Source organism: Microbacterium sp. CCNWLW41 (genome assembly GCF_037083505.1).
Window position 1 is genome coordinate 1163452 of sequence record NZ_JBAOJP010000001.1, and the last position, 19160, is coordinate 1182611.

General features: G+C 71.6%; 15 protein-coding genes. 6 read left to right on the forward strand and 9 right to left on the reverse strand.

What is annotated here, in order from left to right:
• Nucleotides 1-60: 60 nt before the first annotated feature.
• Nucleotides 61-1743, reverse strand: a complete 1683-nt coding sequence (locus tag V6R91_RS05125; protein WP_336394504.1) for a hypothetical protein — start codon at nucleotides 1741-1743, stop codon at nucleotides 61-63.
• Between the two features lie 75 nt (nucleotides 1744-1818).
• Nucleotides 1819-3135: an ABC transporter substrate-binding protein gene (locus V6R91_RS05130; protein ID WP_336394505.1), complete on the reverse strand. Its 1317-nt coding sequence runs from the start codon at nucleotides 3133-3135 to the stop codon at nucleotides 1819-1821.
• Nucleotides 3136-3281: 146 nt separating this feature from the next.
• Here V6R91_RS05130 and V6R91_RS05135 point away from each other — a divergent pair, with 146 nt between their 5' ends.
• From V6R91_RS05135 to V6R91_RS05160, 6 genes are all read left to right on the forward strand, one after another.
• A complete protein-coding gene (locus V6R91_RS05135; protein ID WP_336394506.1) occupies nucleotides 3282-4019 on the forward strand; it encodes a FadR/GntR family transcriptional regulator in 738 nt (245 codons plus the stop codon).
• A 77-nt stretch (nucleotides 4020-4096) separates the two neighbouring features.
• Entirely contained in the window at nucleotides 4097-5068 is a 972-nt protein-coding gene (locus V6R91_RS05140; protein ID WP_336394507.1) for a formylglycine-generating enzyme family protein, read from the forward strand.
• A complete protein-coding gene (locus V6R91_RS05145) occupies nucleotides 5065-5430 on the forward strand; it encodes a YidH family protein (RefSeq protein ID WP_336394508.1) in 366 nt (121 codons plus the stop codon). The genes V6R91_RS05140 and V6R91_RS05145 overlap by 4 nt, the downstream gene beginning before the upstream one ends.
• Nucleotides 5427-5780 (forward strand): DUF202 domain-containing protein, encoded by a 354-nt coding sequence (locus V6R91_RS05150; RefSeq protein ID WP_336394509.1) that lies wholly within the window; start codon nucleotides 5427-5429, stop codon nucleotides 5778-5780. The genes V6R91_RS05145 and V6R91_RS05150 overlap by 4 nt, the downstream gene beginning before the upstream one ends.
• 123 nt (nucleotides 5781-5903) lie before the next feature.
• Nucleotides 5904-6968 carry a nucleoside hydrolase gene (locus V6R91_RS05155; protein ID WP_336394510.1) on the forward strand — a complete coding sequence of 355 codons (1065 nt, stop codon included), beginning with the start codon at nucleotides 5904-5906 and terminating at the stop codon, nucleotides 6966-6968.
• Complete coding sequence (locus tag V6R91_RS05160) at nucleotides 6965-8455, forward strand: DUF1593 domain-containing protein (protein WP_336394511.1); 1491 nt, start codon at nucleotides 6965-6967, stop codon at nucleotides 8453-8455. The genes V6R91_RS05155 and V6R91_RS05160 overlap by 4 nt, the downstream gene beginning before the upstream one ends.
• Before the next feature lie 23 nt (nucleotides 8456-8478).
• Here the strand turns inward: V6R91_RS05160 and V6R91_RS05165 are convergent, their stop codons facing one another.
• From V6R91_RS05165 to V6R91_RS05195, 7 genes are all read right to left on the reverse strand, one after another.
• A complete protein-coding gene (locus V6R91_RS05165) occupies nucleotides 8479-10032 on the reverse strand; it encodes a glycoside hydrolase family 43 protein (RefSeq protein WP_336394512.1) in 1554 nt (517 codons plus the stop codon).
• A 22-nt stretch (nucleotides 10033-10054) separates the two neighbouring features.
• Nucleotides 10055-11191, reverse strand: a complete 1137-nt coding sequence (locus V6R91_RS05170) for a serine hydrolase domain-containing protein (protein WP_336394513.1) — start codon at nucleotides 11189-11191, stop codon at nucleotides 10055-10057.
• A complete protein-coding gene (locus V6R91_RS05175; RefSeq protein ID WP_336394514.1) occupies nucleotides 11188-13623 on the reverse strand; it encodes a beta-glucosidase in 2436 nt (811 codons plus the stop codon). Before V6R91_RS05175 ends, V6R91_RS05170 begins: the two co-directional genes overlap by 4 nt.
• Before the next feature lie 89 nt (nucleotides 13624-13712).
• The gene (locus tag V6R91_RS05180) at nucleotides 13713-14588 is read right to left on the reverse strand and encodes an ATP-binding cassette domain-containing protein (RefSeq protein ID WP_336394515.1); all 876 of its coding nucleotides are present in this window, start codon (nucleotides 14586-14588) and stop codon (nucleotides 13713-13715) included.
• Entirely contained in the window at nucleotides 14585-16447 is a 1863-nt protein-coding gene (locus V6R91_RS05185; protein WP_336394516.1) for a dipeptide/oligopeptide/nickel ABC transporter permease/ATP-binding protein, read from the reverse strand. The genes V6R91_RS05180 and V6R91_RS05185 overlap by 4 nt, the downstream gene beginning before the upstream one ends.
• The gene (locus tag V6R91_RS05190; RefSeq protein ID WP_336394517.1) at nucleotides 16444-17385 is read right to left on the reverse strand and encodes an ABC transporter permease; all 942 of its coding nucleotides are present in this window, start codon (nucleotides 17383-17385) and stop codon (nucleotides 16444-16446) included. Before V6R91_RS05190 ends, V6R91_RS05185 begins: the two co-directional genes overlap by 4 nt.
• Nucleotides 17386-17446: 61 nt before the next feature.
• A complete protein-coding gene (locus tag V6R91_RS05195; protein ID WP_336394518.1) occupies nucleotides 17447-18976 on the reverse strand; it encodes an ABC transporter substrate-binding protein in 1530 nt (509 codons plus the stop codon).
• Nucleotides 18977-19160: the final 184 nt, after the last annotated feature.

Below are 19160 nucleotides of genomic sequence, written 5' to 3' on the forward strand. Positions count from 1 at the left end.
TTACTCGGCGTCCATTGTGGCAAACCGGTTGACCAATTGCAAACGGCGGATGCCACGACGTCAGGACCGGCCGGCTCCGGCGTCCGCGATCTCGAACTCGAGCGTCTCGCCGTCGGGGCTCCCGGGACGGATCCGCAGCTCGATGTCGGCGAAGCGCTGCGTCCACAGGTCCGGCGGCCCGGCATGCGCCGCGATGGCCGCCTGGGCGGCGGGGTCGTCCAGGGCGTCGTAGACGAGCCACTGCCCGTCGCCCATCCGCATCGAGCCGGACCGCGCGGGATCGCACAGCCAGGCGGCGATGAGCACCGTCGCGCCGGCCCGCGCCCGGACCGAAAGCGCGTCGAGCGTGGCGCCGGGCAGGCGGCTCCCCGCGACCACCACGAGCCGCGCGTCGGCGAGCTGGTCCGCGCGGACGTTCTCGTCGAACACGAGGACGCCGCGCGCCGCCTGGAAGAGGCCGTGCATGTGCGTCTGCTCGGGCGCGCCGCTGGGGAGGGGGAACTCCGATCGCGGGATGCCGTTCAGCCGGTGGCGGGGAAAGTCGTAGCCGGGGATGTGGAGGCAGCTGCCGTGGTCGGGGATCTGCCCATGACTGAGCGCATGCCATGCGGCGAAGACGCTGCGCGAGGTCGCCGGCGCGGTGGCCGCGCGATTGCCGAAGGGTCGCTCGCCGCGCCCGAAGTCGCTGTCGTCGGCGTGCACGAGGGCGATGTCGGCGCGGGCGTCGCGGTGGCTCCAGCGCAGCGGATGCCGCGGCACGAAGTCGCGCACGAACTCGCGCCACACCTCGCCGTGCGCGGTCCGCTCGAAGCGGCCGCCGCCCCGGTGCCGCACGAGCACGTCGATGTTCTCCACGAACAGCCTCGTCGGGGCGAAGAAGTAGGCCAGTCGCAGCGCGGACGCGAACTCCGCGGGTGAATGGCCGGGGAAGCCGGGGGCGCGCGTGGGCCAGGGGCCGACGTCCGGCCCCCACAGGTCGGCGCACACCCACAGGTCGCGGCCGTACTGCAGGGCCGCTCCGAGGGCGGTTCCGAGCTGGAGCGGCTGGAACGATTCCTTCATCACCTTCGGGGCCGGCGTCATCCCGGCCCGGGCGAGCGTGTGGAACATCACCGGGAAGACCTGCTCGGCGAGGACCGGCACCGCACGGCCGCCGGACTCCGAGGCCTCCCGGACGTCGCGCACCAGCCCGCGCACGGTGCGGTCGATCACCGCGACCGACTCCTCCGCGGTGAGCCCGTCGGTCCGGCCGAAGTGGGGGAGGTGGTCGTCCCGGCGGTACTGGTCCGCGTGGATCTGGAGGTGCTCCGGCTCGTCGTACAGCACGCCGGCCAGCCGACCGGTCTCGGCCGCCGCGCGGATCACCGCCGCCGGCACGTCGTAGCGGTTCGTGCCCTCGGCGTACGGACCGTTGATGTTGCCGTACTCGTTGCCGAGCACGATATCGATCCCGGCCGCCGCGAGATCGCCGAACAGCGCGTCGTGGTCGTGCTTCGTCGGGATGACGTGATGCACGTAGAACTCCGCGCCGAGGTCCTCGAGCGCCGACACGAACTCCTGCGGTGTCGGAGGGGGATCCTGCGACGGGATCGGGATGCCGGTCCCGGTGCGCATGATCTCGTCGGAGGCCGGCCCCGCCCACGGGTCGTGGAAGGCGACGACCGGACCCTGGATGCCGAGGCTCGGGCGGGCGTCGGAGCGGCCGGGATCGGCCGTTCCGCTCTGCGGTGAGGTTGAGGACATGGGCGGGAGCTCCTCCGGTGGACGGTGCGGACAGGACGGCGGGCCGGCGACCGAGGTCGCCGGCCCGCACGCGTGCTACTGGCCCAGCACGACGTCCATCTCGGCGAAGAACTGGTCGACGGCCTGGTCGACCGTCAGCGTGCCGAAGTTCAGCTCCTCGGTCAGCTCGCGGAACTTCTCGTGCAGCGAGCCGTAGCCGACGATCGGCGCCGGCGGGGCGTCGCCGAGGCGGTCGGCGATCGACGCCTCGTAGTCCACGATGTCCTGGCTGACCGGGTCGAGCTCGGCGGCTTCGCGTGCCGTCGCCGAGGCCGGCAGGCCTCGGTTGGTGCCGAAGATCTCGCCCGACTCCGGCGAGTTGATGAGGAAGTCGATGAGCGTGGCGGCTGCGGCGGGGTGCTCGGAGTTCGCGGCGATCGAGTACATCTGCGATGCCTTGAGGTAGAGGTCCTTCGCGCCCTCGACCGACAGCGGCGGAGCCTGCAAGGTCACCTCGTTGCCCTCACCGAGGTTTGCGAGGTAGCCGGCGAGGAAGTTGTCGGTCTGCGTGTCGCTCGCGCTCAGACCGCTGTCGAACGCGGTCATCGGCTGCACCTCGGCGATCCGCTGCTGCGGGACGAACTGGCCGTTGTCGCGCACCTCGGCCCCCTCTTCCCAGTACTCCGTGAGCCGCTCCTCGTCGAAGCCCGGGTTGCCCTCGTCGTCGAAGAGGTCCTCGCCCTCGGCGCGCAGCTGCATCTCGAAGTTCACGAAGCGCGAGCTCGGGTCCACGCCGCCCCACACGTCCTCCACGCCGGCCGCCTTCGCCGCGTCGCTCACCTCGGCGACCCATTCGTAGTACTCGCCCCACGTGCCGCCGGCGAACGGGTCGACGCCGATCTCGTCGAGGACCGTCGTGTTCATGAACATCGACCAGGCGTTCGTCGAGATCGGCACGGCGGTGGTGACCCCGTCGACCACCCCGGCGCCGAGCACGGACGGCTCGATCGGGTCGGTCTGGATGATGGTGCCGAGGTACGGCTCGAGGTCGAGCAGCGAGCCGCCCTGCGAGTACTGGCGGATGTAGGCGAGATCCATCGTCACCACGTCGGGGAGCCCGTTGCCGCTGGCCTCGATCTGGCGCTTCTCCCAGTAGTCGTTCGGCGAGAGGAAAAGGATCTGGACGTCGATGTTGGGGTGCTGGTCCTCGAACACCTCGATCGCCTCGTTGTAGAGCTCGGCGCGGACGTCGTTGCCCCAGAAGGTGAACGAGATCGACACCTCCTCGTCGGGGTCGAGGGTGGGGTCGGCGCTGGAGGGCGCCGCCGAGGACGCACACCCCGTCAGTCCGATCAGGGCGGCCAGCCCCACTCCCGCCGTTGCCGCCGCCAGCTTCCTGTTCCGGAACTCCATCGTCATAGCCTCTCGTCGTCGAGCATTCAGGAAACGTTTTCTCACGTGGTCGCGAGAAGGGCGACCTGCGTCGCCCGGGGCTAGTCTGGCAAACCGGTTGACCGAATGCAATGTCGGACCTGCGCGGACTGCCGTAAGTTGTTCGCATGCCCGCGTACCCCGACGACCGCTCCGCGGAGATCACCGCCGCGCTCGGCGCGCTTCCGAGCGGCACGCCGGTGTCGGAGGTGGCGCGGCGTCTGATGGACCTCTTCACCACCGGCGACCTCGAGGCCGGCACCCGCCTTCCTCCGGAGCGCCAGCTCGCTGCGACCCTGGGGGTGGGGAGGTCGGCGGTGCGCGAGGCGCTGGCCGCTCTGGAGATCCTCGGCATCGTCGACGTCCGCCCGGGCTCCGGGACCTACCTGCGCGGCACCGCGAGCGAACTCCTGCCGCAGACGCTGCGCTGGGGGCTCCTCATCGGCCGCAAGAACACCGCCGAGCTGCTGGAGCTGCGCTCCGGGCTGGAGATCTACGTCGCCCGGCTCGCGGCCGGCAGAGCCGCGGCATCCGATCTGCGCGCGCTGTCGGGCTCACTGGAGCGCATGCAGCGCGGCACCGGCGATCTCAAGGCCTTCGCCCGCGCCGACCTGGAGTTCCACAACGCGCTGGCCACCGCGGCGGGCAACGACACGCTCGTGGACCTGCTGCACGTCGTGCGGTCGCTGCTCCAGGTCTACGCCGACCGGGCGGTGCACGACGAGGCCGAGGCCCGCGCGGCCATCGACGAGCACGGCGCCGTGTTCCGCGCCATCGAAGCGGGCGACGAGGATGCCGCGGCCTCGGCCATGGCGACCCATATGGCGACCGCCTCCCAGCGGCTCGCCGCCGAAGCCTCGCCCTGACGTTCCGGTTCGGCGATGAGCCGCCCCGACGCGAGCGGGTGAGGCGGGTCTTCGCCCGCTGACGGAAGAATGGGGACATGGAAGGCGATCAGGGCGACTGCGGACCGTCGTGCGCGTGCGGGGCTCCGGCGCGCGCCCAGTTCGTGCAGATCGGGCGGACGGATGCCGCGCCCGCGGCGGCCGTGAACCCGGCACGTCACGCCGTCGAACAGGTCGCCGTCCCGGCGGGAGAGTTCACGATGGGCGACTCGTCGGGGGATCGCAACCCCGGTGACGGCGAGGTGCCGCTCCATCGCGTCGCGCTGCGCGCGTTCGCGATCGACGCCACGACCGTCACCAACGACGACTTCGCGCGGTTCGTCGACGACACCGGGTACCGCACCGAGGCGGAGACGTTCGGGTTCAGTGCGGTGTTCCACCTCGCCGTGCAGGCACCGGCGTCGGACGTGATGGGGTCGGCGGCAGGCACGCCGTGGTGGCTCGGCGTGCGCGGGGCCGACTGGGCGCATCCGGGCGGCAGCGGCTCGACGCTCGACGGCCTCGGCGATCACCCCGTCGTGCACGTCAGCTGGAACGACGCGCAGGCGTACTGCGCCTGGGCGGGACGCAGGCTGCCGACCGAGGCGGAGTGGGAGTACGCGGCCCGCGGCGGCCTCGACGGCGCGAAGTATCCGTGGGGGGACGAGGAGGTCGACGCGGGCGGCTGGCGCGCGAACATCTGGCAGGGCGAGTTCCCCAGGGTCAACACCCTGGACGACGGCTACCTCGCGACGGCGCCCGCGAAGACCTTCGATCGCAACGGATACGGGCTGTGGCAGCCGGTGGGCAACGTGTGGGAGTGGTGCGCCGACTGGTTCTCGCCGCGCACGTACACCGAGGCCGCGGCAGTCGATCCGCGCGGCCCCGACCGCGGCGGCGCGCGGGTGCTCCGCGGCGGCAGCTACCTGTGCCACATCTCGTACTGCAACCGCTACCGCAACTCGGCACGCTCGCAGAACACCCCCGACTCCTCGATGGGCAATGCCGGCTTCCGGACGGTCGCCGCATGAGCGGGGAGCGCCGGTTCCCGGCATCCGTCTTCGGGCAGGGATCCGAGCCGGACGCCCGGTTCACCCTCGCCAACGAGCGCACCTTCCTGGCGTGGATCCGCACGGCTCTCGCGCTGATCGCGGGCGGCGTCGCCCTCGAGCTGCTCGGGCTGGAGCTGCACCCCGGGCTGCGCCTGGCGGCGTCGCTCGTGCTCGTGGTCGCGGGAGTGCTCACGCCCGCGCTGGCGTGGGTGGGATGGTCTCGCGCCGAGCGGGCGCTGCGGACGGGTCGTCCGCTTCCCAGCTCGCTGCTGGGCGTCGTGCTGGCCATCGCGGTGACCGCCGCCGGCCTCCTCGTGCTGCTGGCCATCCTGCTGCGATGACGGGACTCTTCGACCCCGGTCTGCAGCCGGAGCGCACCGAGCTCGCCTGGCGGCGGACGGCCCTCGCGGTCGGCGTGGGGTCGCTCGTGGCGATGCGGCTGCTTCCCGTGGCGTTCTCCGACCCGTGGTGGATCCTGGTGGGCGCAGCCGGCCTCGTCTTCGCGGGGGCCCTCTGGGTCGTGTCGCGGCGGCGGGGCCGGCGAACGGTCCAGCTGCTCCTCGCCCGAGGCGACCGCGCCCCGCTGCCGGGGGGCGGACTCCTGGCGTTCCTGGCTGTCTTCGTCGGCCTCAGCGGGTGCGTCGCGCTCGCCGTCGTGGTGACCGCCGCCGCCACCGGCGGGCTGGGTTGACCTCGTTCGCCGTCGCCGCAGGGCCGATATCCCGTGCAGCCATGATGACGGCCGCGGAACAAGGAAATTGGTCAACCGGTGGTACGATTTCGCCGTTCCCGCGCCCGCGATGAGGAGTCGACGATGACGAAGGTGCCGACAACGGCCGACACCGAGGCCGCCCGTGCGGGCCTCTCCTGGCGCCTCGGCGAGACGCCGTGGCAGGCGATCCCTCCGCTCGGCGCGCCGCGCGCGAGGGTGATCCTCGACAACGATTTCTCGGGGGACCCCGACGACCTCTACCAGCTCGTGCACCACCTGCTGTCGCCGAGCGCCGAGGTCCGCCTCGTCGTGGCGTCGCACCTGCGGCCGGACGATCCGTTCGACCCCAGCGCCGAGCAGGCCCGCAACGCCGTGGCCGTGGCACGCGACGTCTTCGCGCGCATGGGACTGGAATCCGTCGACGTCATCGTCCAGGGTTCGAACGTGCCGCTGACCGACGGCGGCACGCCGCAGCCCGCTCCCGCGGTCGATGCGATCATCGCCGAGGCGCTGCGCGAGGACGTCGACTCGCCGCTGTTCTATCTCGCCGGCGGCGGCCTCACCGACCTCGCCTCGGCGTGGCTGCGCGAACCGCGGATCGCCGATCGGCTGACCCTCGTGTGGATCGGCGGCGCCGAGCACGACGGCCTCGCCGTGCCGCCCCCGGGCGCGATGCCGATCGAGTACAACCTGCTCATCGACGTGACCGCGGCGCAGGTCGTGTTCGGCGACTCCGGGATCCCGGTCTGGCAGGTGCCGCGCGACGTGTACCGCCAGTGCCTGGTGTCCGACGCCGAGCTGCGGCTGCGCGTCGCGGCGACCGGACCGCTCGGCCGCCACCTCTACGACGAGGTCGCCCACGTGATGCGCATGGTGGGCTCGTTCGCGGGCGGCGCCGCCGAGACGTACGCCCTGGGGGACTCGCCGCTCGTGCTGCTGAGCGCGCTGCAGTCCGTCTTCGAACCCGACCCCGCGTCGAGCCGGTACGTCGCACGGCCCACGCCGCGGATCGGCGACGACGGCGCGTATATCGACGTGCCCGGCGCGCGTCCCATGCGCGTGTACACGTGGGTGGACACGCGACTGATGTTCGAGGACTTCTTCCTCAAGCTCGCGGAGTTCAGCCGGTGGCAGGCGGGGTCGGATGCCGCGGAGGTGACCGCATGACCGCCCTCGAGCCGGTCGTCTCGACCATCCCGCGCCCGCGCACCATCGTCACGGCCGATCCCGAACTCGACGATCTCAACTCGATGATCCGCTTCCTGCTGTACAGCAACGAGGTGGAGGTCGAGGGACTCGTCTACGCCTCCAGCCGCTTCCACTGGCGAGGAGACGGGCGGGGGACCGAGTTCTTCCTCCCCGATCGGGAGTACGACCAGCCGCAGACGTCCTGGCGCTGGGCGCCCGGCGAGCGCTTCATCGACGATGCCGTCGACGCCTACGCCGAGGTGTACGAGAACCTGCGACAGCACGATCCGCGCTACCCCGCACCCGAGGCGCTGCGCGCGGTGATCCGCGACGGGAACATCGACTTCGAGGGGGACACGTCGGCCGAAACGCCGGGGTCGCAGTTGATCGCCGACGTTCTGCTGGACGACCGGCCGGGCCCGGTGTATCTGCAGCTGTGGGCGGGGCCGAGCACCGTCGCGCGGGCCCTCATGTCGATCGAGGAGCGGTTCCGCGGCACCGATGAGTGGGAGGCCGTGCATGCGGCCGTCTCGGCCAAGGCCGTCATCACGAAGTTCGCGTCGCAGGACGGAACCTACGACGAGTACATCGCGCCCGTGTGGCCAGGCATCCGGGTGATCGAGGTGGCGACGCTGGCGTGGGGCTACATGGCCCGCAAGACCATCCGCCCCGACGACCAGCGCCTGCTAAGCGCCGAGTGGATGCGCGAGAACGTCGCCGGCGTCGGCCCGCTCGGCGGGCTCTACCGCGTGTGGGGCGACGGTCGGCAGATGGTGCCCGGCGACATGACCGACTATTTCCACCTCTCGGGGCTGTCGGCCGACGAGCTGCGCGCTCAGGGATACCAGGTGTGGATGGAGCCGCAGGCGGCCGGGGAGTGGATCTCCGAGGGCGACACCACGAACATGCTGAACCTCCTCGTCCCGGGCCTGCGGGCGCACGAGCATCCGTCGTACGGCGGGTGGGGCGGTCGATATGTCCGCACCGGCGAGGGAACCGACACCTGGGGCCTGGTGGATGCCGCGTTCACGCCGGGATCCGGAGACTGGGCGTCGAGCGGCCCCTCGGGAGACGAGGGGTCGGTGGTGCGCTGGTTCGCCGACGCCCAGGCCGACTTCGCCGCCCGGCTGCGGTGGACCGTCTCGACCTACGACGAGGCGAACCATCACCCTCGACTGTCGGTCGACGGCGGGATCGACCGTGACGTCGCGCCCGGGGAGCAGCTGACGCTCACGGCATCCGTCGCGGACCCCGACGGGGACGGCGTGACCGTGCGGTGGTGGGTCTACGACGAGGTCGGGACCTGCGACCACGAGGCGGCGGTCGCCCCGCGGGGGGCGACCGCAGAGGTGTCGATCCCGGCCGACGCGCGACCCGGCGACACCATCCACGTCATCGCCGAAGCGGTCGACGACGCCCCGGCGCCGCTGAAGGCCTTCCAGCGGGTGATCCTCACCGTCCGCTGATCACTCCGCGCAGGTGCGTGCGATCAGTCGTCGTGTCCCTCGGCGGTCCAGCTCGACACGGCCACGACGCCGTCGACGGCATAGACGCCGACGACCCTGCCCGTGAACGACTCCGTCGTCTCCGACGACAGGAAGCGCCCGTCGACCTCGGCCAGCTGCACGCGCTCGCCGTCGATGGTCGCCCCGAGATGGATGACATCGCTCGTGCGGGGCAGACCGCCGCCCGCCTCGTCGCCGAGCAGCTGCTCCGTCTGCCCGGGTGCGTGGGTGGGCGGAAGCGAGTCCAGATGCAGCTCGACGACACCGCCGGAGTAGGGGTGCACCCACGTCTGGACCAGCCCGCCGACGACCGCGCGCGCCGTGATGGTGTCGGATGCCGCCTCGAGCTCGACATGGAACCGTTCGTCGTAGCGCACCGCGAGTCCGCCCACGCCGGATGAGGCGTCCATCCGGACCGTGATCGTGCTGGTGAGGTGCTCCTGGCGGCGTCCGATGAACACCGGGCGAGGGTCGTCGAGCGTCGAGCCGTCGCCGCGAAGAGTGAGCCAGCCGGGGCGGGACCGGAGATCGCCGTGGTCGGAGGGCAGCGCCCGCACCGCGATCCACTCGCCGTCGAGCTCGGCGCCCGGCGAGAACGTCACCTCCGTGCGTGTGCCGGGACGGGGGTTCAGCAGCACCGGGTCGATCGCCGGCCAGCCGTCGGACTCCCACCGCACCGGCGTGACGAACGTCTCGCGGCCCAGGGCCGAGAACGCCCGCGTCATGCTCCGGGGGCGTACGCCGAGCAGCACGCACAGCCACTGCCCGCCGGGGCCCACGACCAGGTCGCCGTGGCCGGTGTTCTGGATCGGCCTAGTGGTGGAGCGCGCCGACACGAGCGGGTTCTGCGGCGCCGCCTCGAACGGGCCTTCCGGCGAGTCGCCCCGCGCGATCGAGATGCCGTGACCGCGCTCGGTGCCGCCCTCGGCGATCATGAGGTACCAGCGCCCGCCGACCTCGTAGAGATGGGGTGCCTCCGGGAATCCGCCACCGGTACCCGACCAGAGCGACCGCGGCTCCTCGAGTCCACGGTGGGTGCCGAGGTCGACTCTCACCTGCTGGATGCCGAGGTGCGTCCCGATCTCCGCGCCGCTCAGGAGGAGCCCTGAGTACGTGATGTACGCGCTGCCGTCGGCATCCCACGCGATGTCGGGGTCGATGCCGTCGAGGCTCGCCGAGCCGTCGGCCTTCCGCAGCAGGTCCCCGTCGCTCCACGGACCTGCGGCGTCGGGTGCGGTGAAGTGCAGCATCCCGCGTCCCATCGCGTCGGTGATCACGAGGTGGAACACGCCGTCGCGGTGCCGGATCGTGGGTGCCCACGCACCGCCGGCGGTCGGCACCTCCTCGACGTCGAGCTGCCCGCGACGAGTGGCGACATGACCGATGAGCTCCCACGTCTCGAAGTCGGTGGAGCGGTGGATGGGAATGCCCGGCAGATACTCCAACGTCGAGGTCGCCAGGTAGTAGACGCCGTCGACCTCGACGACCGACGGGTCGGGGTGGAAGCCGTTGATCAGGGGGTTGTACAGCGTGGTCACGAAGGTCTTTCGGGTGCGGGGTTCAGGACGAGAGCAGGATGCCGAGCTCGCGGGCCAGCGCGACGGCGCGAGGGTCCGCGCCGCCGGGCCACGGCCCGCGGGCGATCGTCCACGCGAAGGCGAGGCCGGTGTCGGGGTCGACGCACGCCAGGGCGCCCGCGGCGCCGTCGTGGCCGAATGAGCGCGGGCCGCCGAAGGCGAGCTGCTGCGACGGCTTCTGGAACACGATCGCGTGAGCGCGGTCATGCTGATGCAGCACCTCGTCGTAGCCGCGGATCTGCTGCTGCCCGATCTGCTCGACGGTGTCGGCGCCGAGGAACGGCGGCAGGCCGTCGACGCCCGTGACCGAGGCGGCCATGAGTCGGGCGAGGCCCCGGGCGGTGCCGGCGCCCGAGCCCGCCGGGTGCCCGTAGCGCCAGCTGCGCGGCGAGTTGCCGAGGTCGACGTCGCCCCCCATCGCGCCGAACACGACCGGACCGAGCGCCGAGTACTCGCGGGCGGTCCTGTCGGAGACCGGCTGGATCATCGGCAGCACGGGTGCGCGGCGGTGCTCCTGGTCGGCCGGAAGCCCGAGGAAGAAGTCGATGCCGTGCGGGCGGCGGATCTCCCGCTCGTAGAAGTCGTGGAGGGTGAGCCCCGTCACCCGGAACACCAGCTCGTCTCCGAGGTTGCCGATCGTGACGGCGTGATAGCCGAAGGCGCCGCCGGGATGCCAGAAGGGCCGGCTCGCGGCGAGGCGCTCGGCCGCCGCGTGGTGGTCGAGCAGCTCGTCCCACGAGAGCGCCGGCGTGGCCTGCGGAAGACCGGCCTGGTGCGAGAGCAGCTGGCGTACGGTGACACCGGCCTTGCCCTTCGCGGCGAACTCCGGCCAGTAGTGCGCGACGCGCTCGTCGAGGTCGAGCTCGCCGCGCTCGACCAGGAGGCCGACCGCCAGCCCGATGGTGTTCTTCGTCACCGAGTACGGCACGATGACGGAGTCCTCGGCGAGATGCGGTCCGCCCCACGCATCGAGCACCGGTGCGCCGTCATGGAACGCCGCGACCTGGAACGACAGATCGGGATCGGCCGCCAGGAAGCCGTCGAGGCGCTCGACGATCTCGGCGAGCCGCGGGTCCGCCGCACCCTCGAGGGAGTCCGCGGTCAGCGGCGCCAGGCTCATGCCAGCCCTCCCTCGGCCGGCCACTCCAGCGCGAGCGGGAGGTCGGCGACGGATGCGCCTGCGCGCAACGTGAACGCGCCGGGCTCGACGACCCACTCGCCCGCCCAGTGGGCGAGGCGTCGCGGCGGCACAGCGATCGTCGCGGTCACGGTCTCGCCGGGAGCGGCGTGCACCGTCGCGAAGCCCACGAGCCAGCGCTCGGGACGCTCGACCGACGAGTCCGCCCGCTCGGCGTAGACCTGCACGACCTGCTTCCCGGCGCGGTCGCCCGTGTTGGCGAGCGTGATCTCGAGGGCGTCGCCGACGCGCTGAGCGGCACCCCACGACCAGGTCGTGTAGCCCAGGCCGTGCCCGAACGGGAATGCCGGCGCGGCATCCGCCCGCAGCCAGGCGCGGTAGCCGATGTGGATGCCCTCGCGGTACTCGAGTCGCCCGTCCGTCGGGACGACCTCGGTCACCGGCACGTCGGCGAGGGCCCGGGGCCAGGTGGTGGGGAGGCGACCGCCGGGCTCGGCGGCGCCGGTGAGCACGTCGGCGACCGCGTGGCCGAACTCCTGTCCGCCGAAGTACCCCTGCACGATGGCCCCGACCTCACCTGCCCACGGCATCACGACGGGGGAGCCGGCGTTCACGACGACGACGGTGGGCGTGCCGGTCGCCGCCACCGCGCGGACGAGGTCGTCCTGGCGGCCGGGCAGCTCGAGGCTGGTGCGGTCGTAGCCCTCCGACTCGACCTTCGAGTTGGTGCCGACGACGACGACGGCGACATCGGATGCCTCGGCCTCGGCGACGGCGCGGGCGATGAGGTCATCGGCGTCGGTCCGCTCCGGCGCGATGCCGAGCGTCGCGCTCATGGCGCCCGAGAGCGGGCCGCCGGGCGCGCGGCTGAACTCGACGCGGATCGCAGTCTCGCGCCCGGCCGTCACGGCGACGGTGGACGTGAGCGAGGGCGGGTTGAGGAATGCGGCGCCGAGATCGGTGCCTTCGATGACGGGGGCGTCGTCGAGCACCAGGTGGCCGTCCACGAAGAGCCTGCCGGGATTCGCGCCGGCGAAGCCCAGCTCGATGTCGCCGCTGTGCTCGGGGGTGTACAGCGTCTCCAGCACCACGGTGGCGCTCGCCGCGATCGGCGCATCGCCGCCGAACCACACCAGCGACGTGGAGCGGCGGTTCTCGGCGAACAGCTCCGTGCCGTCGGCGTCGAAGAAGGCGACGCGCAGCCCGGGCTCGCTCGTGGCGGGGTTCCGCAGCTGCGCGAGCGGGATCTCGGCGACGCCCTCCTGGACGACGGCGCCGATCTCGTACCGCACCTCGGCCCCGGGCGCTGCGGCGCGGATGGCGTCGAGCGGCGACACGACCCGCTCCGGGATCACGGTCGCGCTGCCGCCGCCCTGCGTGCGGGCGTCCCGCGCGTTCTGCCCGATGACCGCGATGCGGCCGAGGGTGGCGGCATCCCACGGCAGCACGCCCTCGTTGCGCAGCAGCACGGTGCCGGAGATCGCCGCCTGCCGGGCGAACGCCGGCCCGTCCACGGGTGCGGGCTCGACCGGCGTCGCGTCGCCCAGCGCCCCGACCCGCTCGGCGAGCAGGAGCAGGCGCAGCACCTTGCGGTCGAGGTCGGCCTCCGCCACGCGCCCGTCGCGGACCGCCTCGACGAGATCGGCCCAGGCGGGGGCCGGGCCGGGCATGGCCAGGTCCTGCGCCGCCGGCACCGCGTCGAGCGATCGCACCGCGGTCCAGTCGCTGATGACGACCCCGTCGAAGCCCCACTCCGAGTTCAGCGGCGTCTCGAGCAGGTCGTTCTCGGTCATCGTGACGCCGTCGACGGCGTTGTAGGAGCTCATGATCGCCCACGCGCCCGCTTCGACGGCGCGCTCGAACGGGGCGAGGTAGAGCTCGCGCAGTGCGCGCTCGCCGACGCGGACGTCGACCGTGAAGCGGTCGGTCTCGGAGTCGTTCGCCACGTAGTGCTTGGGGGTGGCGGCCACCCCGTTGTCCTGCAGGCCCCGCACGTACGCGGCCGCGAGCTCGGCCGACAGCTCCGGGTCCTCGCTGAAGCACTCGAAGTGCCGGCCGCCCAGGGGCGAGCGGTGCAGGTTGATCGTCGGGCCGAGCACGACGTCGACGCCCTTGCGGCGGGCTTCGGATGCCGCGGCCGCGCCGTACCGGTACGCCAGATCGACGTCCCACGCGGCGGCCAGTGCCGAACCCGACGGGAGGTTGAGCGACGGCTCGCGCTCGTCCCAGCGGGGACCGCGGACGCCGGCCGGGCCGTCCGACAGGGTCATCGCGCGCAACCCGATCTCGGGGACGGCGACGGTGGTCCAGAAGTCCGCGCCCTGCACGAGCGCGGCCTTCTGCTCGAGCGTGAGCCTCTCCAGAAGCGGCTGGAGGTGCGCCACGGAGGCAGGGCGGAGGGCGGTGTCAGTCATGGGGAGGGTGCTTTCTCGAAGGGAGGATCAGGGATCGGATGCCGCGGCCCGCCACCCACGGGACGGGCCGGGCCGCGGCATCCGGGTCATCAGGCGGCGCCGGCGGCCGCCTCCGCGTCCAGGAGAGCGCGCCGCGCGATGCGGCGCTCCTGCTGCCTGTCGGGATCGGGCACCGGCGCGGCCATGAACAGGCGCTGCGTGTAGGGGTGCTCGGGGTGCGAGGTGACGCGGTCTCCGTCGCCGGTCTCGACGATCTCGCCGCGATACATCACGGCGACGCGGTGCGAGATGTGCCGCACCACCGCCAGGTCGTGCGTCACGAACAGGTAGGCGACGCCCGTGCGGTCCTGGATCTCGATGAAGAGGTCGAGCACGCGTGCCTGCGTCGACAGGTCGAGTGCCGAGACCGGCTCGTCGCACACGATGAGCCGGGGCTGCAGCGCGAGCGCCCGCGCGATCGCGACGCGCTGCCGCTGACCGCCCGAGAACTCGCGGGGCAGGCGCCCTCGCGCGTCGGACGGGAGGCCCACCTGGTCGAGCAGATCCCGCACGCGGCTCTTGGCCTCGGCCGTCGCGACCCCGGCCGCGGTCAGCGGCTCGATCAGGATCTGCTCGATCGTCATCGACGGGTTCAGCGACGAGTACGGGTCCTGGAAGACGACCTGGATCTCGGAGCTCAGCGCCCGGCGCTCCTGGCGCCCGAGATGCGAGATGTCCTTGCCGTCGTACGTGATCGACCCCTCGGTCACCGGTGCGAGCCCCAGCGCGGCGCGTCCGAGCGTGGTCTTCCCGGACCCCGACTCGCCGACGAGGCCCACCGTCTCACCGGGAAGGATGTCGAGCGACACGCCCTTGAGGGCCCGGAACGGCTGCGCACGGAACCCCTTGCCGGGGTACTCGACGACGAGGTCCTTGACATCCAGCAGCGGCGTCTCCCGCGGCGGGGCGGTCAGCGGAGTGGTCATGCTCGCGCTCCCTTCAGGACGAGCGGCGGGCGGGCGGGACCCTCGTCGAGGATCGCGTCCAGCAGCGCCTTCGTGTACGGATGCTGCGCGTCGTTGAAGATCGCGCGCACGGGGCCCTGTTCGACGAAGCGACCGCTCTGCATCACCGAGACCCGGTCGCAGAGGTCGGCCACGACGCCGAAGTTGTGGGTCACGAGGAGCATGGCCATGTTCCGCTCGGCCTGGAGGTCCCGCAGCAGATCCAGCACCTCGGCCTGCACCGTCACGTCGAGAGCCGTCGTCGGCTCGTCGGCGATGATGAGGTCGGGGTCGGTCGAGACGGCCCCTGCGATGAGCACGCGCTGCGCCATGCCGCCCGACACCTCGAACGGATACGCGTCGAACGTGCGCTTCGGGTTGGGGATGCCGACCCGGGCGAGCAGCTCGAGCGACCGCTCGGTCGCCGCCTTCTTCGACAGCCCGAGGTTCTTGCGCAACGGCTCGACCAGCTGGCCGCCGATCGTGAACGAGGGGTCGAGGTTCGACATCGGCTCCTGCGGGATGTAGCCGATGCGCTTGCCCCGCAGCCCCGCGTAGGAGCGGTCGTCGCCGCCCGCGAGCTCGGTGCCCTCGTACAGGATCGAGCCGGCCGTGACGTGCCCGCCGCGGGGGAGGAGCCCCAGCACGGCGAATGCGGTCTGCGTCTTGCCCGAGCCGGACTCGCCGATGAGGCCGTGGACTTCGCCCCGGCGGATGTCGAGCGAGACGCCGTGGACGACCTCGATGTGCGAGCCGTCGGGCTGGTCGTACCCGACGCGGAGGTCGCGGACCTCCAGCACCTTCTCCGAGGCCTTGCTGCGCACGTCGTCCTTGTGCGTGATGACGCCCGCGCTCTCGAAGATCGGCGGCTCGTCGAGGTCGACGACGTCGCCGCCGCTCAGCCCGACGGACGTCGTCACCGCGGCCACCGATCCGGTCGCGGTCGCCACCGCGCGGCGGCGCTTGCGGCGCACCGAGACCGTGCGCTCCAGCTCGTCGCGCATGACGTTGGCCAGCAGCGTCAGCGCGATGCACGTGAGCGCGATCGCGAGCGACGGCCACAGCATGAGCAGCGGCTCCTTGTAGATGTTCTTGAAGCCGTCGTTGAGCATCTGGCCCCACGTGGGGACCGCCACGTCGCCGAGTCCGAGGAACTCCAGCCCCGACTGGATCGCGATCGCGATGCCGGCGATGATCGCCGCCTGGATGATGATGGGCGCCCGCACGACCGACAGCACGTGGCGTGCGATGATGCGCGAGTCGCTGAGGCCCGAGACGCGGGCCGCGTCGACGTACAGCTCCGAGCGCACCGCGGTGACCGACGCGTACACGAGGCGGTAGAACGCCGGTGCGAGCAGGATGCCGAAGATGAACATCGAGATCCACACCGAGGGTCCGAGCACCGCCCGCGCCGCGAGCAGCACGACGATGCCGGGCAGGGCCATGTTCAGCTCGGTCACCCAGGTGGCCGTGCTGTTGAACCACCCCTGGTAGTAGCCGGCGATGAGGCCGCTGATGACACCGAGGATCAGCGCGACGGCGAGGGCGAGGAGCGCGGCGGCGACGGTCGTCTGGGTGGCTGCGAGCAGGCGCGACAGCACGTCGCGTCCACTGCCGTCGGTGCCCAGGATGTGCTCGGCGCTGGGCGGTGCGAGCACGTTGCGGATGTCGGCGTAGTTGGGGTCCTGCGGGGCGATGGCCGGGCCGATGATCGCGATGACGCCCAGCAGCACCAGGAAGATCAGCGAGGCGAGACCGAGCGGACGGCGCAGCAGGCGCCGCCGGAGCGAGACGCGTACCGGCGCGACCGGTACGTCGAGGGGGACGTCGATGGCGGTCATGAGAGTCGCACCTTCGGGTTCAGCGCCGCCTGGGCGAGGTCGATGAGGAGGTTCACGATGACGACGATGACCGCGAATGCGATCACCACGCCCATGACGACGGGGATGTCGCCGAGCGTCGTCGCGCGGACGGTGAGCTGGCCCATGCCGGGGATGGCGAAGACCTGCTCCACGATCACGGCCCCGCCGAGGAGCCCGATGAACTGCACCGCGAGGACGGCGAGCGCCGGGCCTCCGGCGTTGCGGAGGACGTGACGGTAGACGACGGCATTGGTGGCGAGGCCGCGGGCGCGCAGCGTGCGGACGTAGTCGCGCGACATGGCGTCGATGACCGACCCGCGCACCTGCTGGGCGACGACGGCGATGGCGCCGATCGACAGGGCGATGATCGGCAGCGTCACCGACGACAGCCATCCGACGAACGAGGTGGTCACCGGGATGTAGCCGGTGGCCTTGAACCAGCCGAGGTTGATCGCGAAGACGAGCACAAGGCCGAGCGCGATGAGGAAGCCCGGGATCGCGAAGCCCACGAGCGAGACGACCTGGACGCTTCCGTCGATCCACCCGCCGCGACGGGCGGCGAGGACGCCGAGGACCACCGCGACCACGGCCGAGAGGAGCGTCGCGCCGATCACGATCGACAGGGTGACGGCGAGGCGGTTGCCGACGCTGGTCGAGACCAGCTCGCCGGTGAACCAGCTGCGGCCGAGGCTGCCGGTGAGGGCACCCGTGACCCACTCCCCGTACTGGGCGAGCAGCGGCTGGTTCAGGCCCAGCTCCTCGGTCTTCTTGGCGACGGTCTCGGCGGTGGCGTTCTCGCCGAGGATGCGGCGGGCGATGTCGCCGCCTCCCGCGAAGAGGAGGACGAACGCGAGGAACGAGATCACCGCGATCAGGATGACGCCCGACAGCAGGCGCCGGAGGATGAATGCAAGCATGAGGTCTTCCCGTGGGTGGTGTCGCCCCGCCCGCGCGTGACCGCGCGGGCGGGGCGAGGCTTCAGCTCTTCGGCGAGAACCCGAAGATCGACGGGTAGGCGTTGGTGGGCCAGAACTCGAGGTTCGTGTTCGCGTCCACCGCGTAGGTCCCCTGGACCCGGAAGAACGGCGCGAACCAGGCCTGCTCGACGATGTACGCGTTGAGGTCCTTCGTGGCCTGCTCGGCGTCGTCGCCGCCCATCTGGATGGTGGCGATGTACTCGTCGACCTGCGGGTCCTGCGAGCGGAACGGGTTGAAGGTCGCCTGGGGGGCGATCATGAAGTTGATCAGCTGCCAGTCGGGGTTCTGCTCCAGCGCCATCCATGTCGCCGGGTACTTCGGCGCGAGCATGTCGGTGATGAAGTTGCCGGTGCCGGGGTCGGTGTAGTTCACCGTGATCCCGATGTCGGCGAGCTGCTGCGCCACGAGGTCGAACGTCGTCTGGAAAGCCGGCGTGGACATCATGTCGAGCGTGAAGCCGTCGGGGTAGCCGGCCTCGGCGAGCAGCTCCTTGGCGGCCTCGGGGTCGTATCCGTAGGTGCTGTCGAGCGCCTCGTCGTAGCCGACGGACGTCTCGGGGAAGACCTGCTCGGTCACCGTGCCGTAGCCGGCCTGCAGCGCGTCGAGCAGCGCCTCGCGGTCGAACGCCATGTTGATGGCCTGGCGCACCCGCACATCGGCCAGCTCGGGGGCCATGGTTCCGGCGCGGTCGAAGAGCAGGAGGCCCTGGAAGTCGAGCTCGTTGGACTCGATCGTCCAGCCGGATGCCTCGATCTCGGGGATCGTGTCGTTGTTGACGATCTTCGCGCCGTTCGCCTCGCCCGCCTTGAGCGCGTTAAGCGTCGCCGTCGGGTCCTCGATGACGTTGATCGTGAGGTTGTCGTACTTGACGGCGTCGGGGTTCCAGTAGTCCGGGTTGGCGGTGTACACGTACGTGGTGCCGGTGACCGTCGCCGCGGTGTCGAGGATGTAGGGGCCGGAGCCGACCGGCTCGGTGGCGGAGTCCGGGTCGTCGAACGTCGACGGCGCCTGGATGAGGCCCGGGGCGATCGACAGCAGGTTCACGAGCGAGGGGTCGGGCGTGGGCTGCGTGATGGTGACGGTCGTCGGGTCGACCGCGGCGAACTCCTTGCCGGCGAGGGTGGCGGCCTGCGGGGCGGTGCCGTCGCGGAAGCGCTCGAGGCTGGCGACGACGGCGTCGGCGTCCAGCGGCGTGCCGTCGGTGAACTCGACGTCGTCGCGCAGGGTCAGGGTCAGCACGGTGTTGTCGTCGTTGTACTCCCACTCGGTGGCGAGCCACGGCTCGATCTCACCGGCGGCGTTCTTCTGCAGCAGCGTGTCGAACACCGCCTGGAAGAACGGGCTGCGGTTGCCGTATTCGGCGCCCTGGCCGATGTCGTAGCTCGTGGGCCCGATGATCGCGGTGAGCGTGAGCCGGTCTGCCCGGCCGGATTCGCCTGCGCCCGACCCGTCGTCCCCGGCACCGGCGCAGCCGGTGAGGGCGAGAGCGGCGATCGCGATGGTGGCTGCTGTGGCCTTCCAACGGAACATCCTTGGTCCCTTCATAGGTGGCGATGCCCCTGCGGATCGCCTTCTGGCGGGAGACGCTAACACCAATTCCTAGTCACCGCTAGGTTTTTGACGCAAAAATCTAGCGCGCGCTCGAATTTCGTTATAGAACGGAGGGGAAGGAACCCGGCGGCCACCGATGCAGGTGCGCGAGACGACCCGGGGA